The sequence below is a fragment of the Marinomonas foliarum genome (assembly GCF_016906065.1).
Taxonomy (GTDB): Bacteria; Pseudomonadota; Gammaproteobacteria; order Pseudomonadales; family Marinomonadaceae; genus Marinomonas; species Marinomonas foliarum.
Map to the genome: position 1 here is coordinate 2,156,333 of NZ_CP070273.1, position 14,418 is coordinate 2,170,750.

At 44.4% G+C, this 14,418-nt stretch carries 14 protein-coding genes and 1 riboswitch; of the genes, 11 read left to right on the top strand and 3 right to left on the bottom strand.

Annotated features, from left to right (window positions below; genetic code table 11):
• The first annotated feature begins 29 nt into the window (after positions 1-29).
• From JSY38_RS09945 to JSY38_RS09980, 8 genes are all read left to right on the top strand, one after another.
• Positions 30-1,715: a phosphotransferase gene (locus JSY38_RS09945; protein ID WP_205113118.1), complete on the top strand. Its 1,686-nt coding sequence runs from the start codon at positions 30-32 to the stop codon at positions 1,713-1,715.
• Entirely contained in the window at positions 1,708-2,649 is a 942-nt protein-coding gene (locus tag JSY38_RS09950; protein ID WP_205113119.1) for a GAK system ATP-grasp enzyme, read from the top strand. The genes JSY38_RS09945 and JSY38_RS09950 overlap by 8 nt, the downstream gene beginning before the upstream one ends.
• Entirely contained in the window at positions 2,646-3,746 is a 1,101-nt protein-coding gene (locus tag JSY38_RS09955; protein ID WP_205113120.1) for an HprK-related kinase B, read from the top strand. The genes JSY38_RS09950 and JSY38_RS09955 overlap by 4 nt, the downstream gene beginning before the upstream one ends.
• A 51-nt stretch (positions 3,747-3,797) precedes the next feature.
• The gene (locus JSY38_RS09960) at positions 3,798-5,123 is read left to right on the top strand and encodes a metallophosphoesterase (protein WP_205113121.1); all 1,326 of its coding nucleotides are present in this window, start codon (positions 3,798-3,800) and stop codon (positions 5,121-5,123) included.
• Between the two features lie 5 nt (positions 5,124-5,128).
• Positions 5,129-5,398 (top strand): amphi-Trp domain-containing protein, encoded by a 270-nt coding sequence (locus JSY38_RS09965; RefSeq protein WP_205113122.1) that lies wholly within the window; start codon positions 5,129-5,131, stop codon positions 5,396-5,398.
• 151 nt (positions 5,399-5,549) lie between these two features.
• On the top strand, positions 5,550-7,535 hold the full coding sequence (locus JSY38_RS09970; protein WP_205113123.1) for a HAMP domain-containing methyl-accepting chemotaxis protein: 1,986 nt from the start codon (positions 5,550-5,552) through the stop codon (positions 7,533-7,535).
• 110 nt (positions 7,536-7,645) lie between these two features.
• The gene (locus tag JSY38_RS09975) at positions 7,646-7,891 is read left to right on the top strand and encodes a DUF1272 domain-containing protein (protein ID WP_114413175.1); all 246 of its coding nucleotides are present in this window, start codon (positions 7,646-7,648) and stop codon (positions 7,889-7,891) included.
• Positions 7,892-7,959: 68 nt separating this feature from the next.
• Positions 7,960-8,421, top strand: a complete 462-nt coding sequence (locus JSY38_RS09980) for a hypothetical protein (RefSeq protein WP_114413174.1) — start codon at positions 7,960-7,962, stop codon at positions 8,419-8,421.
• 49 nt (positions 8,422-8,470) lie between these two features.
• On the opposite strand, the gene JSY38_RS09985 is transcribed toward JSY38_RS09980, so the two are convergent.
• The 3 genes from JSY38_RS09985 to rarD all read right to left on the bottom strand — a co-directional run bounded on the left by JSY38_RS09985 (position 8,471) and on the right by rarD (position 10,975).
• A complete protein-coding gene (locus JSY38_RS09985) occupies positions 8,471-9,277 on the bottom strand; it encodes an ATP-grasp domain-containing protein (RefSeq protein WP_114413173.1) in 807 nt (268 codons plus the stop codon).
• Positions 9,278-9,395: 118 nt separating this feature from the next.
• Positions 9,396-9,833, bottom strand: coding sequence for a hypothetical protein (locus tag JSY38_RS09990; RefSeq protein WP_114413172.1), 438 nt, complete (start codon positions 9,831-9,833; stop codon positions 9,396-9,398).
• A 218-nt stretch (positions 9,834-10,051) separates the two neighbouring features.
• The gene (gene rarD / locus JSY38_RS09995; protein ID WP_205113124.1) at positions 10,052-10,975 is read right to left on the bottom strand and encodes an EamA family transporter RarD; all 924 of its coding nucleotides are present in this window, start codon (positions 10,973-10,975) and stop codon (positions 10,052-10,054) included.
• 171 nt (positions 10,976-11,146) lie between these two features.
• A riboswitch (FMN riboswitch) is annotated at positions 11,147-11,309 on the top strand.
• 115 nt (positions 11,310-11,424) lie between these two features.
• Between rarD and JSY38_RS10000 the strand changes: the two genes are divergently transcribed.
• The 3 genes from JSY38_RS10000 (at position 11,425) to JSY38_RS10010 (ending at position 14,394) form a co-directional block, all read left to right on the top strand.
• Entirely contained in the window at positions 11,425-12,354 is a 930-nt protein-coding gene (locus tag JSY38_RS10000; protein ID WP_205113125.1) for a DMT family transporter, read from the top strand.
• Positions 12,355-12,506: 152 nt separating this feature from the next.
• The gene (locus tag JSY38_RS10005) at positions 12,507-13,409 is read left to right on the top strand and encodes an EamA family transporter (protein WP_205113126.1); all 903 of its coding nucleotides are present in this window, start codon (positions 12,507-12,509) and stop codon (positions 13,407-13,409) included.
• Between the two features lies 1 nt (position 13,410).
• Positions 13,411-14,394 carry a GlxA family transcriptional regulator gene (locus tag JSY38_RS10010; protein WP_205113127.1) on the top strand — a complete coding sequence of 328 codons (984 nt, stop codon included), beginning with the start codon at positions 13,411-13,413 and terminating at the stop codon, positions 14,392-14,394.
• Positions 14,395-14,418 lie beyond the last annotated feature (24 nt).

Consider the following 14,418-nt stretch of genomic DNA (forward strand, 5'->3'; position numbering starts at 1 on the left):
CAAAGGTAAAAGTAGTAGGGAAAAATGTTATGCCTTCAACCCCAGTTGTGGCGACTCTACAAGAGCATGTGTCTTTTCTCTTGCATGAGGTCGAAACACACTGTCATCTCGTTGAGCTTTTTTTTACATCAGGTTCTGTGGAGTTATTGTCGAGTATTCGCGGGCGTCGTGGTTATGTGCAAGCGCTGCGTGAAAAAGCAGACATTGAAACGGCACGTTTATTAGAGCGTCGCAAAGCCAATACCACCTTCCATGCGCAAGTCAGTGGCATGCATACCTTGGTGATCGCCCTTGAGATGCTGACCAAGCATTGTTTCGATTGTGTTCGTGAGGGCACATTAGAGGAAGCCTACGAGCATCCGACAGGGCCAGAGTGCCGTAAGTTGGTGAAACGTATCAGGCGTGCTTTGCGCTTAGTGAAAGTCGGTGTGAGCGAAAATCGTCGACGAACGGGCATCAAGCTAGGTCGACGCACGCATAAGCTGCTGGCGAGCTATAACGAGCTGCAAGCGTTAACTTTGCAAGCGAAGTTCGACTTGAGCGATGACCAATTGCGCGCTGCGATTCTAAGCAATGTCAGTGTGAAACGCCTGATAGAACAATTAGGCGTGGTGGCTGAAGCCTTGATTAAGGTGGATCTTGGTCAAGTGGCGACATTGCAAAATTACCCTCATTTATTGGACAGCGCGACCAACCTAAATTATGACCTGCGAGATTTGAAAGTTCGCCGTTTGGCGTTGACTCGCTCTGGCAGTGCCATTGCGGCGATTACTCACAAGGATGAATCTGGCAAAGAGGTGCTAGCGGTTTACAAAGAAGGTGATCGTGCAAAGATTGATGAAGAAGTGGCTGGCGTGAATCAATGGCGCAATATTGACCCTAGATTAGCCCCTAGCGTTCTTTCTCAAACAGGCACATCTCAAGTCAATGGGAAGAGCGATGACAGCAATGAGCAATCGTCTTTATTGATCGAACATATTCCGGGAAAGACCTTGGAAGCTTTGTTACTCGATGGTGACCAAGAGGGCACACAAGCCGCGCTCAAAGTCTTGTTTAAAACCCTGAATCAAACATGGAAAGCCAGTCTAACGCCGGAGTCTTGCACTGCGAATTTCATGAAACAACTGCAAAAACGCATTGGTGACAGTCGTAAGGTTCATCCTGAATTTTTTAAAGACGAAGAACGCATTTGTGGTTACACCAGTCTAAGCTTTGATGAGTTAGTACGTCGCGTGGCGGTGAATGAAGCCCAATGGCGAGCGCCTTTTTCCGTGCTGACCCATGGGGATTTTAACGTCGATAATCTGATTTACGATGATGCGGAAAAACGCGTGTATTTTATCGATCTACATCGCGCGTCTTACTTTGATTATGTGCAAGATTTGTCGGTGTTAATGGTCTCGATTTACCGCTTACAGGTATTAAGTGGTGAGACGCGAACACAGATGATGGAAAGCGCCAAAGAGGTGTATCGCTTTGGTCGACGCTTTGCCAATCGTCAACAAGATACCTCGTTTGAAGTTCGTCTTGCGGCGGGGCTTGCCCGTTCTTTTGCGACTTCGACACGATTTATTTTTGATAAAAAGCTCGCATCTCGAATGCATTTACGCGCTCGCTATTTGCTGGAGCGTCTAGCAAAGCTGTCGTCAGAAGAACGCACCACAGAACAAGCCCAAACATTTACCTTACCGCTTAAGGAGCTTTACGTTGAATAAGCCGAGAATCGGGGTCATTGGCATCCCGGGAAAATGGTCCACAGAAGTATTGGCGGATCGCCTTGAAGAGCGTACTGGCTTTCGTGCTGTGATCGATATGAGTCAAGTTGAGTTGCGCTTAGACACCAATCAATTGATGTTTCAAGACTTGGATTTGATGACGCTAGACGGTTTGATCATCAAGAAGATCAGCGAAGTCTATGCGCCTGCCACAGAAGACCGTATTCATTTGTTGTCTTATGCAGAACGTGCTGGCGTCAAACTGTTTAGCCCAACTCAAAGTGTGGGTAACTTGGTAAACCGCTTAAGCGGTACTCTGGCGTTACAGCAAGGCAATATCCCCATGCCAAAAACGCGTATCACAGAGAACCCAGAACAAGCCTTTGCTACAGTGCGAGAATTTGGCTCCGCGATTTTAAAGCCGCTGTACTCCACCAAAGCCCGCGGCATGATCATGTTAACCCAAGACGACAGCGACGAATTTGTTCGTAACGCGCTGGAAGAGTATCGTCAGAGTCAGTCGATTTATTATATTCAGCAAACCGTGAAACTGGATGGTCGAGATTTGGGCATGGTGTTTGTCGGTGGCGAATACCTTTGTACTTACGCGCGCGTCGGCAATAAAGACTCTTGGAACACCACGATTAATAGCGGTGGCAAGTATGAAAAATTTGAGCCTGATGCCGAGCTGATTGAATTAGGCCGCCGAGCGCAATCTTGTTATGACTTGAGTTTTACCACGGTAGATATTGCCCTGACTGATCAAGGTCCAGTGGTGTTTGAGGTGTCGGCTTTCGGTGGCTTTAAAGGCGCGTTAGAAGGTTGCGATATTGACGCTGCCACTGTGTACGCGGACTTTGTTTTACAGGAATGTGCCCTACAAAAAGGTGTTGTACAAGAAGGCGCATTGCAGAAGAAGGAGATGGCATCATGATTAAAACCCTATTGAACTTGCCCCATGTAAACGAAGCACTCAGTCATTGTGACGAAACGATTCGACTTCATTTTGCCGACTTGTCGGTTATCGTGCATTCCAATGAAGCCATGTTGTTGGCTGGTATTGCCGATTATTATCGTAGTTATTTGAAGACCGAGGCTCACACGACAACGTCTTTGAATTTGTATGTGATGGAGCAAAACGTCGTTGGCGATGAGCTAGATTGGTTAAATGTGCCACGTGAAGAAGGCAAACAAGGCCGTAAAGAAGGCTATCTTGATGTGGCTGGTGGACGTTGGATTAAAAAATTCAAAACCGGTATGGCGTTTTTACAGCGCCCAGATCATGCGGTTGCTGTGGGCCCTTGTGCGTCTAACTTGGCACAAATTATTAACTTCATTAACAATCAGTTTTTGAATCATTACTTACGTGAAGGCTTCACCTTGGGCCACGCGTCGGCGTTTTGTGTAAATGGCCAAGCTACAGCCATCGCCGCTGGATCAGGCGGTGGCAAGTCCACCTTGATGCTGCGTTGTCTGGAAAACCCTGAGCGTGACTTTCTCACCAATGATCGACTGTTGCTAAAAAAGACAGAGTTTAAGAAAGCTGATGGAGGCACTCAAACCATCGGCTTGGCAAAGCTGCCACGAGTAAACCCAGGCACCTTGTTGCACGCCGAGCGTTTACGTCACATCTTGCCAGAAGCGCGCCAACAAGCCTTGCGCCAAATGCCGCAAAGTGAGCTGTGGTCTTTGGAAGAAAAATACGATGTTCAAATCGAAGATGAATACGGCCCAAACCGTGTTGTTTTAGCTGCAAACCTGTCTCGTCTCATTATGTTGGACTGGTCATTAGATAGCTCTGAGGCGACACAATTAGAGTCGGTTGATTTGTCGTCTCAGGCCGAAGTTATCGAAGGGTTGCGTAAACGTCCGGGGCCGTTTTATCAAGATCAGAGCGGTGAGTTTGCCGACCTAAACGCCATTGACTCTGTGGCGCACTATTGTAGTGAACTGGCGAATGCCGACGTTTATCGACTCACTGGCAAGATCGACTTTGATCGTGCTTATGAATTAATCGCTGCGTTGGACTGAATGCCACGCGCCTGATTAATGGCTCTTTTAATAGAAAAGGTAACCAATACAATGCAAAGCCCCATCCCAACCGTCACAGACCGCCCTCATCATGCTGACATTATCGCTCGCTTACCGAGCGAGTGGACCGCTTGGCCTCGGGATGAAAGCTCGGTGAATAGTCATGTTTTAGAAGCAAGCAAAACGCCTTCTTTATTCAAGAAAAATAAGCTGCGCTGGCCAAAACGTTCCGTGGTGTTTATTTCTGATCCTCATGCGGATGCAGCCGCCTTTGAAAATTCCTTGATCGCGGCAGGCGTGGCAGAGCGCAAGAAAAAATCGGGCTTGGGGCATCTTTCTCTGACCAAAAAAGGCAGGCAGTCTGAGATTATCGTTGGTGGTGATTGCTTGGACAAAGGGCCGAGTAATCTTGAATTACTGCGTAGTGTCAAACAGCTTTATAAGCTAAAAGCGCGGGTGACTTTATTGGCTGGTAATCATGATTTACGGTTACTGATGGGCTTGTTAGCGTTGGCGCGTAAAAAAGACGTGGGTAACCAGCATTTTTTCGTGCGCATGGGCAAAAAAGTTGTGCCGCTGTTTCGTGAAGTCTTCGATGAATATTTAGCGGATACAAAATGGGATAAGAAAATTCCCGATGAAGATGAGTGTCGAGAGTTGTTATTCCCAGGAGACGACTGGTTTAAAGCGTTCCCATTTCACGCGGCCGGCTTTTTGACTGCAGAAGGCATCGATCGTGAAGTGCGCAAGATGGAATCGAAAAATCACAGTTTCGAGAAACACTGCTTGTCGGCTGGATTGAGCTTACGACAAGTGTATGCGACCTCATTGAAATGTCAGCAGTTGTTTTTGCACAAGAAGGGCGAATTCAATTGGTTTTTCCGCAAGATGGAATTGGTTGCAAAACGTGGTTCATTCTTGTTTTTGCATGCCGGTTTAGATGACAGCATGGGGCAAATGCTACTGAAAAGCGGCACCAAGTATGCGAATAAAGCCTTCCACCAGAATTTGAAGCGTCGTGACCTGTTTAGCTTTTACTACAGCTCTATAGCCAACACGTTTAGAACCAAATACCGTGACGCCGATCTCCCATTGACCCATCGAGGTGTTAAAGCCATTCACAAGGCCGGTATTCATGTGGTTGTTCAGGGGCATATTAACCGCCAGCAAGGCCAGCGAATTACCATCAAAAAAGGCTTGGTGCATGTGGAAGCGGATATCACCTTAGACTGCCATTCGCGCACAGCTGAAGGGTTAAAAGGCCACGGTATTGGTGCGACCTTGATTGGTAAAGACACTGGTGTTGTTGGGCTCAGCTGCGATTACCCCACTGCGAAAGTTATTTCGGCTGAAGAACTGCAAGGAATCTACGGATAAGCATTATGAAATCGAAAACAGAATTTAAATACGAAGCCTTATTGGATGCCGACGATATTCAAGACGTCCTAAAAGCCCTGTCAAAAGGTTTGTCGAAAGGTAAACTGGAATTCAGTGAAGAAAAAGAAGGTACGTTAACGCTTGATCCAAAAGGTCTCATGCGTCTTAAGGTGCGTGCTTATGAAGATGAAGACAGTCAACAGTTCGAAGTCAAAGTACGCTGGGAAAAACACCCTAAGCGTCTTAATAAAACAGCACCTAATATATTGTCTTGATGCTGTTCACCCTCCCAAAGAGCGCTTTTGTTTGGATAAAAGCGCTCTTTTATATGCATTACAAAAAAATACAAGTCCTTTCTTTTTATTTGCACTTTTTGTTCTATATTCCATGTTGGAAGTCTCCATTTTCAATATGAGGTAAAGGAATATGCTCTCATTCTCACAAAAGTTATATCTAGGTTTCGCAATTGTTATTGGCCTTTTAGCTTTGGTTGGCTCGACGGCATTTTTTGCACTCGACAAGGCATCGAGTGGTTTTGATGAATACCGTTCTATGGCAAGAGCGACGAATGCAGTTGGTCGAGTTCAAGCAAATATGTTAATGGTCCGTATGGACGAAAAAAGCTACATAGCAACCGGAAGTGAAAAAGATAAAGAGGCATTTGAATATTACTGGGGTAAAACTCAGACACTCATCGATGAAGCAGCGATAGACCTTAATTCACCCGAAGACTTAAAAACTATTAACGAGCTAGAGGTGTCATTGACTAATTACTCTAATGGCTTTGAGGAAGTGGTGAATCTAAAAACTAAAAGAAACGAGTTAGTTGAGAAAGTTTTAAATGTTAAAGGCCCGATGATTGAGAGAAACTTAACTGAAATACTGATTTCAGCAAAAGAGGCTGGCGATGTTACTGCAGCTTTTCATGCATCGTTTGCGATGAGACATTTGTTGCTAGCGCGTTTGTATGTCCTGAAGTTTCTAGAGTCGAATGAGCTTGATGCCGTTGAAAGAGTGAATCAAGAAGTGGTTAACCTTAATACGGAAATACAGACACTAAATCGAGAACTACAAAACCCAGCTCGTCAGGCCTTATTAGAAACTGTTTCTCAGGACATGGCGATCTATAAGCAAGCCTTTGATCAGACAGTCTCGGTTATATTAGATCGTAACGCGATTGTGAATAATACATTGAACCCAATCGGTAATGTTGTGACTAAGATGACAGAGGACTTGAAGTTATCTATTAAGAACGAACAAGATTTACTTGGGCCTGAATTGACCGAAAGTAATGAGTTGGCTGTCTTTATTATCGAAATCTCTGTTGTCATTGCCATCTTATTAGGTGCTGTCATTTCTTGGTTGATTACTCGTGCAACCACGTCGCAATTAGGTGGCGACCCAGCTCTGGTCACGAAAGTTGTACGAGGAGTAGCAAGAGGCGACTTGGAAGTTCAGTTACCAGATAATAATGAACAAGAAGCAAGCTTATACGCAGCTATTCGTGTCATGGTAGCAAGCCTGAAAGATAAAGCGGTTTTAGCTCAAAAAATTGCTGATGGGGATTTGACGGCAACGGTTGTATTGTCATCCGATAAAGACAGTCTAGGGCGAGCCTTGAAGGATATGGTAAAAAACCTTAACTCTATACTTTTAGATATTCAAAATGCTGGTGAGCAAATTGCTGCTGGCAGTTCACAAGTATCAATATTTAGTCATTCTCTTGCTGAAGGCGCTACTCAACAAAAAGACAATTTGCAGACTATTTCGGCGGCATTGGAACAGTTGTCAGTGCAAACCAGTGAAAACGCCGAAAGCGCTAAAGAGGCGAATCTTCTGGCTGATAAAGCCCAGAAAGCAGTAGTTCAAGGTCAGTCGCAAATGCATGAAATGATAGTAGCGATGAATGAAATTAAAAGTGCTGGAGAAAGCATTGCTGGTTTTATTAAGACCATTGATGAAATAGCAGAGCAAACTAATTTGCTGGCATTAAATGCGGCCATTGAAGCCGCTCGTGCGGGCGAGCAAGGTCGAGGTTTTGCGGTGGTTGCAGATGAAGTGCGGGGCTTAGCGTCAAGAAGCACAGATGCTGCGGCTGAAACAGCGAAGTTAATTCAGCTTTCATCCACCAAGACGGCGAATGGTGTTTCTATTGCTGAAAGCACGGATAAGTCTCTGCAGGCAGTTTTTGATGGTATTAGTGAAACCTCAACTGTCGTTGCGAAAATCGCAGCGGCCAGCCATGAGCAAGCTTTGGCGGTGAACGAAGTGACCCAAGCGATGGCATCGGTTGGTGACGTTGTTGAGTTAAATGCAGCGGGTTCTGTTGAAGGTGCGGCCGCAGCAGAAGAATTGAGTGGTCAAAGTGCGGCGATGAAACAAACGATGGCGCGTTTTACCCTGGCGAGTTGATCGTTAATTAGCTATTTTTGGTTTATTGTTCGCCACCTACATTATAGGTATGGGTGGCGTTTCAATACTTTAGATAGTTATTTTTTCGAGGATACAGAAGGGGGCTACGCATGCTAGCGCTAAGACCAAATTGCGAGTGTTGTGATAAGGATTTACCACCGTCGGCTGAAGATGCCATGATTTGCAGTTTTGAATGTACTTTCTGTGTCGACTGCGTTGATACGAAGCTTCCTAATAACCGCTGCCCAAACTGTGGTGGTAACTTAGCCTCAAGGCCTATTCGCCCCGCCAATAAACTGGAAAATAACCCTCCTTCTTCAGAGCGCGTTATATCTGATTGTCCCTCAGTTGAATAGTCTTTATAGTAGTAATCAGTATTTGATACTCATTACTACTATAATTATAAGAAACGAAAGGGCTAAGTATGTCTAGATACCTAGTTTTTATGGTTGGGCTACTGTGTTCGCCTTCCTTAGTATGGGCTGCGAATCCGTCTATCAACGAGCTGAATTCCTGTGTGGCTTTGGTCGAATTTGTTGATTCCAAGCTGGATGACTACGCAAAGAATTATGCCGAAGAAGACATACGCGCTGTTCATACTGGATTATCTTCCTACCGTGATTACCTTCAAGAGGAAGTAATTACGCCACGACTACTTAATATGTATGGTGGTAACGCAGGCCAGGCAAAACTGATGCAGACACTGTTTGATCGACAAAAGAATACATTTGCTTCGCATCTCAATGAACGCTATTCCGAAAAGAAACTGTTTACCGAATATGCCGCTGCGATTAATGACTGCACGGCCTATACTCGTATCAAGCCTGAGGTCGTCAAGAAGCTTAATCTTGCTATCACCGCTATGATTAGGATGCAAAACCAATAAGCAAATCGGGTTGAACCTCGTCCCTTATACTTATTGGTTGATGTATGTTTTAAAAGCCGCTTGGTTGATCGATTAAATTAGCCACTGAAAGCAGATGTTGTTCATTTAAATAGCTGAGTAGTTCTGTATTAACATCGTGTTGAATATTGGGTAACCCTTGATTGCCAAATATACGATTTATTTCAATAACATATGGGACTGAGCCGACCATGGCAATGTCGAATCCAGCATGATTGATGTCTAGCGATTCTGCTAGATAGGTGACAAGGTCTTGAGCTTCTTTTGGAATTAAGCCCATTTCTACTTGGCCACCTTGGCTGATGTTGTTGTGAAAGCCATTATCCGATTGTAAACGCCAATAGCCACTGACAATCTTATTGCCCACCCAAATAACGCGCATATCTCTGTCTATTGGTAAATATTCCTGCACATAAAGCACGTTAGTTTGATCGATATATTCACGCCACTGCCCTATGGTCTCAATCAGAAACACGCCTTTACCCATGCTGCTACGTGGGACTTTAGCCACAAAAGGCGATGGCATTTCTTCCCAAATTTTTTCCGCTTCATAGGGGGTGTTTGCTGCAATAACGGTATAGGGGTGTTGCATGGGCACAATAGTGCGGAAAGTTCGCGTCATTTCGACTTTATCGTGGCCAATCATGTAAGTGGCAATACTGGGAAAAATACGCTTTTTAAGCCCGTGAACTAAGGCATTAAGTTGCCAATACTGAGGGAAAAGTAGCCAGTCGGCCTCTTTAATCTCATCTAGATGTTCATACATAGATTCTGGTTTTATGTAGCGAACCTGGGGTAAATGCAGTGTTCTTAGGGCGTCAAAAGATATGATTTTCATTATGTAATAATCAGTAACTAAACATGCCGCGATTGTGAGGCTTGATGATTAAAAAAGAAACAAAAAATCACCACAATCAGAGACAAAAGCTCTCTTGATATACGCCGCTTAATTTTAATTAATGTTCACGGGGGGCATATTTAAGAAAAATACCAAGAGACATCAGCAGGAACCCTGCACTAGCAACTATCGCTACTGGATAGTACAAATTGCCTGCCATGTCGAGCTGGCTGTATTTGATCACCATAATCAGACCTTCTAGTGCCATAGCAACACAAACTGTGCCGATAAATCTGGGCAGGGTTCGTCTTAATAAAACTATAACGTCATGCTCATTATCACTGCCGTATTCTTTGTTGATCACCATAGCCAATTCAAATACCGCAATGGCGATTATGTTTGAATTGATAACCTTAATGATGGCTTGGGTTAGGCTTTCACCATGGTTGAACTCATTGATTGCACCAGCGAAGCTGGCAATGACAACAAAACCAGAAAGGGTAAAAAAGATAGTCGAAAATGTTTTGGCAAAAAGTTTTTGAACATTAACGTTCATTGTAAGAATCCCTCTTATTTCAAGATGATTCTTACAATAGGGGTTCTCGAGTTAATAAATAGACTAATCAATAGGTTACCGCGAAGCTTCCTCATTGATGACATGGACATTTCAGTCTTTACGAATGATGATTGTTGGCTGAAAAGCGGTTAGTAAAAAAGAAAAAGCTGTCAAAAAGAGCGAAGCCAGTTGAATTTGTATTCGCTCTTTTTAGCTGGCTAATTGGAAGAATTAATCGTGTTTTGATTCAGCATCTTGGTTGCTTTGGCTTTACGAAGTCGTCGTACTGAGTCAACGATCAGCATAGCAAGAGCCGACCAGATCAATACAAAGGTCGTCAGTTTTTCTGGACTAAGTGGCTCGTCGTACAAGAACACCGCTAGAAAAAACATGCCTGTTGGACCTATATATTGGAAAAATCCAAGTGTCACCATACTGACTCTGTTCGCTGCTGCTGCAAAGCACATTAGTGGAACCATAGTTACCGGGCCAGCCGCAAACAGTAGCCAATTAACATTCGCGCTATTCTCAAACATGTTGGCGCTTGGTGACGGGCTGAGTACCAAATAAGCAAGGGCTAAAGGCAGCATAATGGCTGTTTCAATTGCCATACCGGTAAAACTATCCACAGCAATTTTTTTACGTACCAAGCCATAAAAGCCAAAGGTAATAGCGAGGATTAAAGCGATCCAAGGTAAAGAACCAAATTGAATCACTTCAAATACCACTGCACAGAAACATAAAACGACGGCGGCTTTGCGAACTTTATCAAGTTTGTCTTTGAAGAAAATGACACCTAATAAAATACTAATGAGTGGGTTTATGTAATAGCCCAAACTAGCACTTAGCATTTTGTTATTTTGTACCGCCCAAATAAACGTCCCCCAATTCAAGCCAATAAGAAGTGTTGATATCAGCATGGCCATTAGGGTTTTAGGTGAGTTTAAGACCTTCTTTAATGCGTCGGTGTAACGTAATAGGATTATCAATACAAGCACAATGACGCAAGACCAAATCACTCGATGGGCAAGAATCTCTGTCGCAGGAACAAACGACATTTCCTTAAAATAAATCGGCGCAATGGCCCAAAGCGTAAAAGCCGTTAACGCGTATAATATGCCGCTTCTAGAAGAGGTATGCATTGACGTTTTCCTATTCAATGAATGTGTATTTTTGAGTAACGAGTGTATAGCAATACTGAGTATTTGGTCAGGAGTTTGTTAAATATAAAATGGAGTATTTCATTATGATGATGGCTGTACTTATTGCCTAAGTAAAAAGATGGGTTTAAAGTTAACGCATTAATTTTACTTAATCGAACTTCGGGGCGGGGCGAAATTCCCCACCGGCGGTGATTTGACAAGATTGAAGAATCTATCAACAGCCCGCGAGCGCTTTGTTTATTATGAACAAAGGTCAGCAGATCTGGTGAGACTCCAGAGCCGACGGTCATAGTCCGGATGATAGAAGTCGACCAAGTCTTTGTTGTGTCTGATGCTTTTCAGGTGCTTCTGAGCTGCGCATTATCGTGTGTAGGTCTTGGTATATTCCTCATCACCCCTGTTCATCTTGATATTTGGAGAAACCAAAGATGGCAGGCACATTCTTTATTATGATCGCGTGTTTCACGTGGGCACTTGATACCTTGATTCGTTACCCTTTATTGGGGGCGGGTTATTCCACTCTGCAAATAGTCCTAATCGAACACCTTACCTTGGTGTTGTTTGTCGCACCTATGCTGTGGCGCTATCGCCATGTTTATCGCCATATGTCGATAAGTGGCTTTTCATGTTTGTTTTTTATTGGTGGCATAGGCTCTGCCATGGGCACCTTGGCGTTTACAGAAGCCTTTCATTACTTGAATCCAACGGTCGTTATTTTGCTGCAAAAACTGCAACCAATCGTGGCGATTTTATTGGCCTACTGGTTGTTGAAAGAACGTATTGAAGGGCAATTTGTCCGCTGGGCGGCCGTTATTTTACTGGGCAGTTTCGTAATGATGTGGCCGGATTTGCGTCAATTAGGCGATGCCCAATGGCACTATTCCAGTGACGTAAGCAGTATTATGAAAGGCTATGGATACACCTTGATTGCGGTTATTGCTTGGGGCGCGGCGACGGTCTGTGGCAAATACTTGTCTTACCAACATATGCCAGCGAACGCGATTATGTCCGGCCGTTTTGTTGCCGGTTTATTGGTGTTATTACCCATGGCATTAGCGCAGTCTGATGGCTTGAAAGTGATGACCTCTATCGATTTAAGCTTAGTGGTGGTGATGGCATTGCTTAGTGGATTTATCGGTATGTGGTTCTACTACCAAGGTCTAAAAACAGTCCCCGCGCAACTTGCTACCTTGGCGGAACTGTCCTTCCCTGTCTTCGCCGCCGCCATCAACTGGCTATTCCTTGATATGGGGCTAACTGGCTACCAAATCATAGGCGGTTTAATGCTTATCCTCGGCAACATCGGATTGCGCATGAAAGAACTGAGAAAGGCTGAGTTAACGGCCGTGGCTCAATAGTTTTAGTTGTTTTGCCTTAAATGGTCTGGAAGGTGTTCTTTCAGGCCATTTCTTGTTTCCCTCATTGTCCTTTTTGACCCTATGTTCTGCCCTCGTTTCTCGTTAATTGCCTTTTTATAATGCTTCTATCAAATTTAATGGTGGTAAGCATTATGACGTTTAAAGACAGTATGTTGGCTCTGGTGATTATCCTCGCTTGGGGATTAAACTTTGTGGTGATCTCTTTTGGCCTTGGCGAAGTGCCGCCTTTGTTATTGGGCGGGCTGCGGTTTTTAATGGTGGCGGCGATTGGTTGTTTGTTGGTTAAACGGCCTAATATTCCGCTGAAGTGGTGGTGTGTATATGCACTACCAATGGGTTTTATGCAGTTCGCCTTTTTGTTTATAGCGATGGCGAATGGTATGCCTGCTGGCTTGGCTTCTTTGATATTGCAGTCTCAGGCGTTGTTTACCATGGTGTTTGCGTTGGTCTTTTTGAAAGAAGGTGTGAAGTTTCATCAAGTGTTGGCGATTGCTTTAGCGGGCGGTGGTTTGCTGATGATTGCTGTGGTGTCTGGCGTCAGCGATATGACGTTGTTTGGGTTTATTCTAACCTTGTTCGCCGCAGCGAGCTGGGCGTTGGGGAATATTAGTGCTCGCACTATGAGTCAGAAAGGCTACGCAGTGAATGTGAACCTGGTTATTTGGAGTGCTTGGGTGCCGCCATTGCCTTTCTTTGTGTACTCTTGGTTTATGGAAGGGCCTGAGTTGATGTATTCAGCTTTGATGAATATTAGTTGGGTGTCTATTGGTGCTCTGGCTTATCTTGCCTTGGTGGCGACTATTTTGGGTTATTCTTTGTGGGGATATTTGATGGGCCGTTATCCAGCGAGCCAAGTTGCACCCTTGACCTTGGGTGTTCCTATCGTGGGTTTGACCTTTGCAGCGATAATACTGGATGAAAGCCTGTTACCACTTCAATGGATCGGTGTGTGTTTTGTATTGATCGGTCTGTTGGTTAATACTTTTGGTGTTCGGCTTTTCGATCAATTCAAAACAACCTTCAAAGAGGTATAAGGTGTCGGTGATAACTAAGATTCAAGTTTATTTTATTATGATGCCGAATAGTGTTTTGCTGGATACGATTGGCCCTGCGGAGGCCTTTCAATATGCAAATCGCTTTGTAGCTGGGGCCGAACCTTTGAATCAGAGACAATTTGAACTGCATTTTGTTGGCCCTGAAGTAAAGGTCGAAAATACCTTGGGGTTAAATATTCAAGTTGAACCACTACCTGATGTTATAGCGGTGAATAGCTGGGTTGTTAGTACTGGACTGGCGGGTGATCTAATTGATTTAGATACGCCTGCTATGGAAGCAACGATAGGTTGGTTAGTTCAACAGGAAAATTATATTGGTCGCTATATTAGTATTTGTGCAGGGACTTTATTATTTGCAAAAGCTGGGCTTTTAGCGGGTCGAGCCTGTACTACTCACCATATGCATTTAGAAGAGCTGCAAGCGATAGAACCGAGCGCTAAGGTGTTGGGTAATCGATTGTTTGCCGTGGATGATAGTTTTTATAGCAGTGCTGGCGTAACGGCTGGTATTGATTTGGCTCTGTATCTTATACAACAGGAATTTGGCGCAAATTGTGCGAGTCAGGTCGCACGTCATATGGTGTTGTTTTCTCGTCGTGGCCCAAATGATCCTAGTCAATCTCCATGGCTAGAAAACCGCAATCACTTTCATCAAAGCGTACACCGTGTGCAAGATGCGATTCAGGTAGACCCTGCACGCAATTGGTCATTAGAAAGCTTGGCAGCTGTTGCCCAGTGCAGTCCGCGTCATCTCGTGCGTTTGTTTAAAGAAAGCGCCGGTGTAACGACACGGGAATATATCCATAAATTGCGCCTTGCTTTAGCGATGCAGTTTTTGCAAAGCACCTCTTTGCCAATAGAAGAAGTCGCAGAACGTTGTGGCTTCGACGACCCAAGACAATTTCGTCGTCTTTGGGCGAGGCAACATGAATTTCCTCCTTCGCATTATCGAGCGAAATACTAAGCCTTTCCTTACTCTAATTATAAA

What these genes read in the sequence shown, in the direction of transcription:
- JSY38_RS10005 (WP_205113126.1), top strand. Translation starts at nt 12,507, where the DNA reads ATGACGTTTAAAGACAGTATGTTGGCTCTGGTGATTATCCTCGCTTGG.
- rarD (WP_205113124.1), bottom strand. Translation starts at nt 10,975, where the DNA reads ATGCATACCTCTTCTAGAAGCGGCATATTATACGCGTTAACGGCTTTT.
- JSY38_RS09990 (WP_114413172.1), bottom strand. Translation starts at nt 9,833, where the DNA reads ATGAACGTTAATGTTCAAAAACTTTTTGCCAAAACATTTTCGACTATC.
- JSY38_RS09955 (WP_205113120.1), top strand. Translation starts at nt 2,646, where the DNA reads ATGATTAAAACCCTATTGAACTTGCCCCATGTAAACGAAGCACTCAGT.
- JSY38_RS09965 (WP_205113122.1), top strand. Translation starts at nt 5,129, where the DNA reads ATGAAATCGAAAACAGAATTTAAATACGAAGCCTTATTGGATGCCGAC.
- JSY38_RS09970 (WP_205113123.1), top strand. Translation starts at nt 5,550, where the DNA reads ATGCTCTCATTCTCACAAAAGTTATATCTAGGTTTCGCAATTGTTATT.
- JSY38_RS10000 (WP_205113125.1), top strand. Translation starts at nt 11,425, where the DNA reads ATGGCAGGCACATTCTTTATTATGATCGCGTGTTTCACGTGGGCACTT.
- JSY38_RS09945 (WP_205113118.1), top strand. Translation starts at nt 30, where the DNA reads ATGCCTTCAACCCCAGTTGTGGCGACTCTACAAGAGCATGTGTCTTTT.
- JSY38_RS09985 (WP_114413173.1), bottom strand. Translation starts at nt 9,277, where the DNA reads ATGAAAATCATATCTTTTGACGCCCTAAGAACACTGCATTTACCCCAG.
- JSY38_RS09960 (WP_205113121.1), top strand. Translation starts at nt 3,798, where the DNA reads ATGCAAAGCCCCATCCCAACCGTCACAGACCGCCCTCATCATGCTGAC.
- JSY38_RS09980 (WP_114413174.1), top strand. Translation starts at nt 7,960, where the DNA reads ATGTCTAGATACCTAGTTTTTATGGTTGGGCTACTGTGTTCGCCTTCC.
- JSY38_RS09975 (WP_114413175.1), top strand. Translation starts at nt 7,646, where the DNA reads ATGCTAGCGCTAAGACCAAATTGCGAGTGTTGTGATAAGGATTTACCA.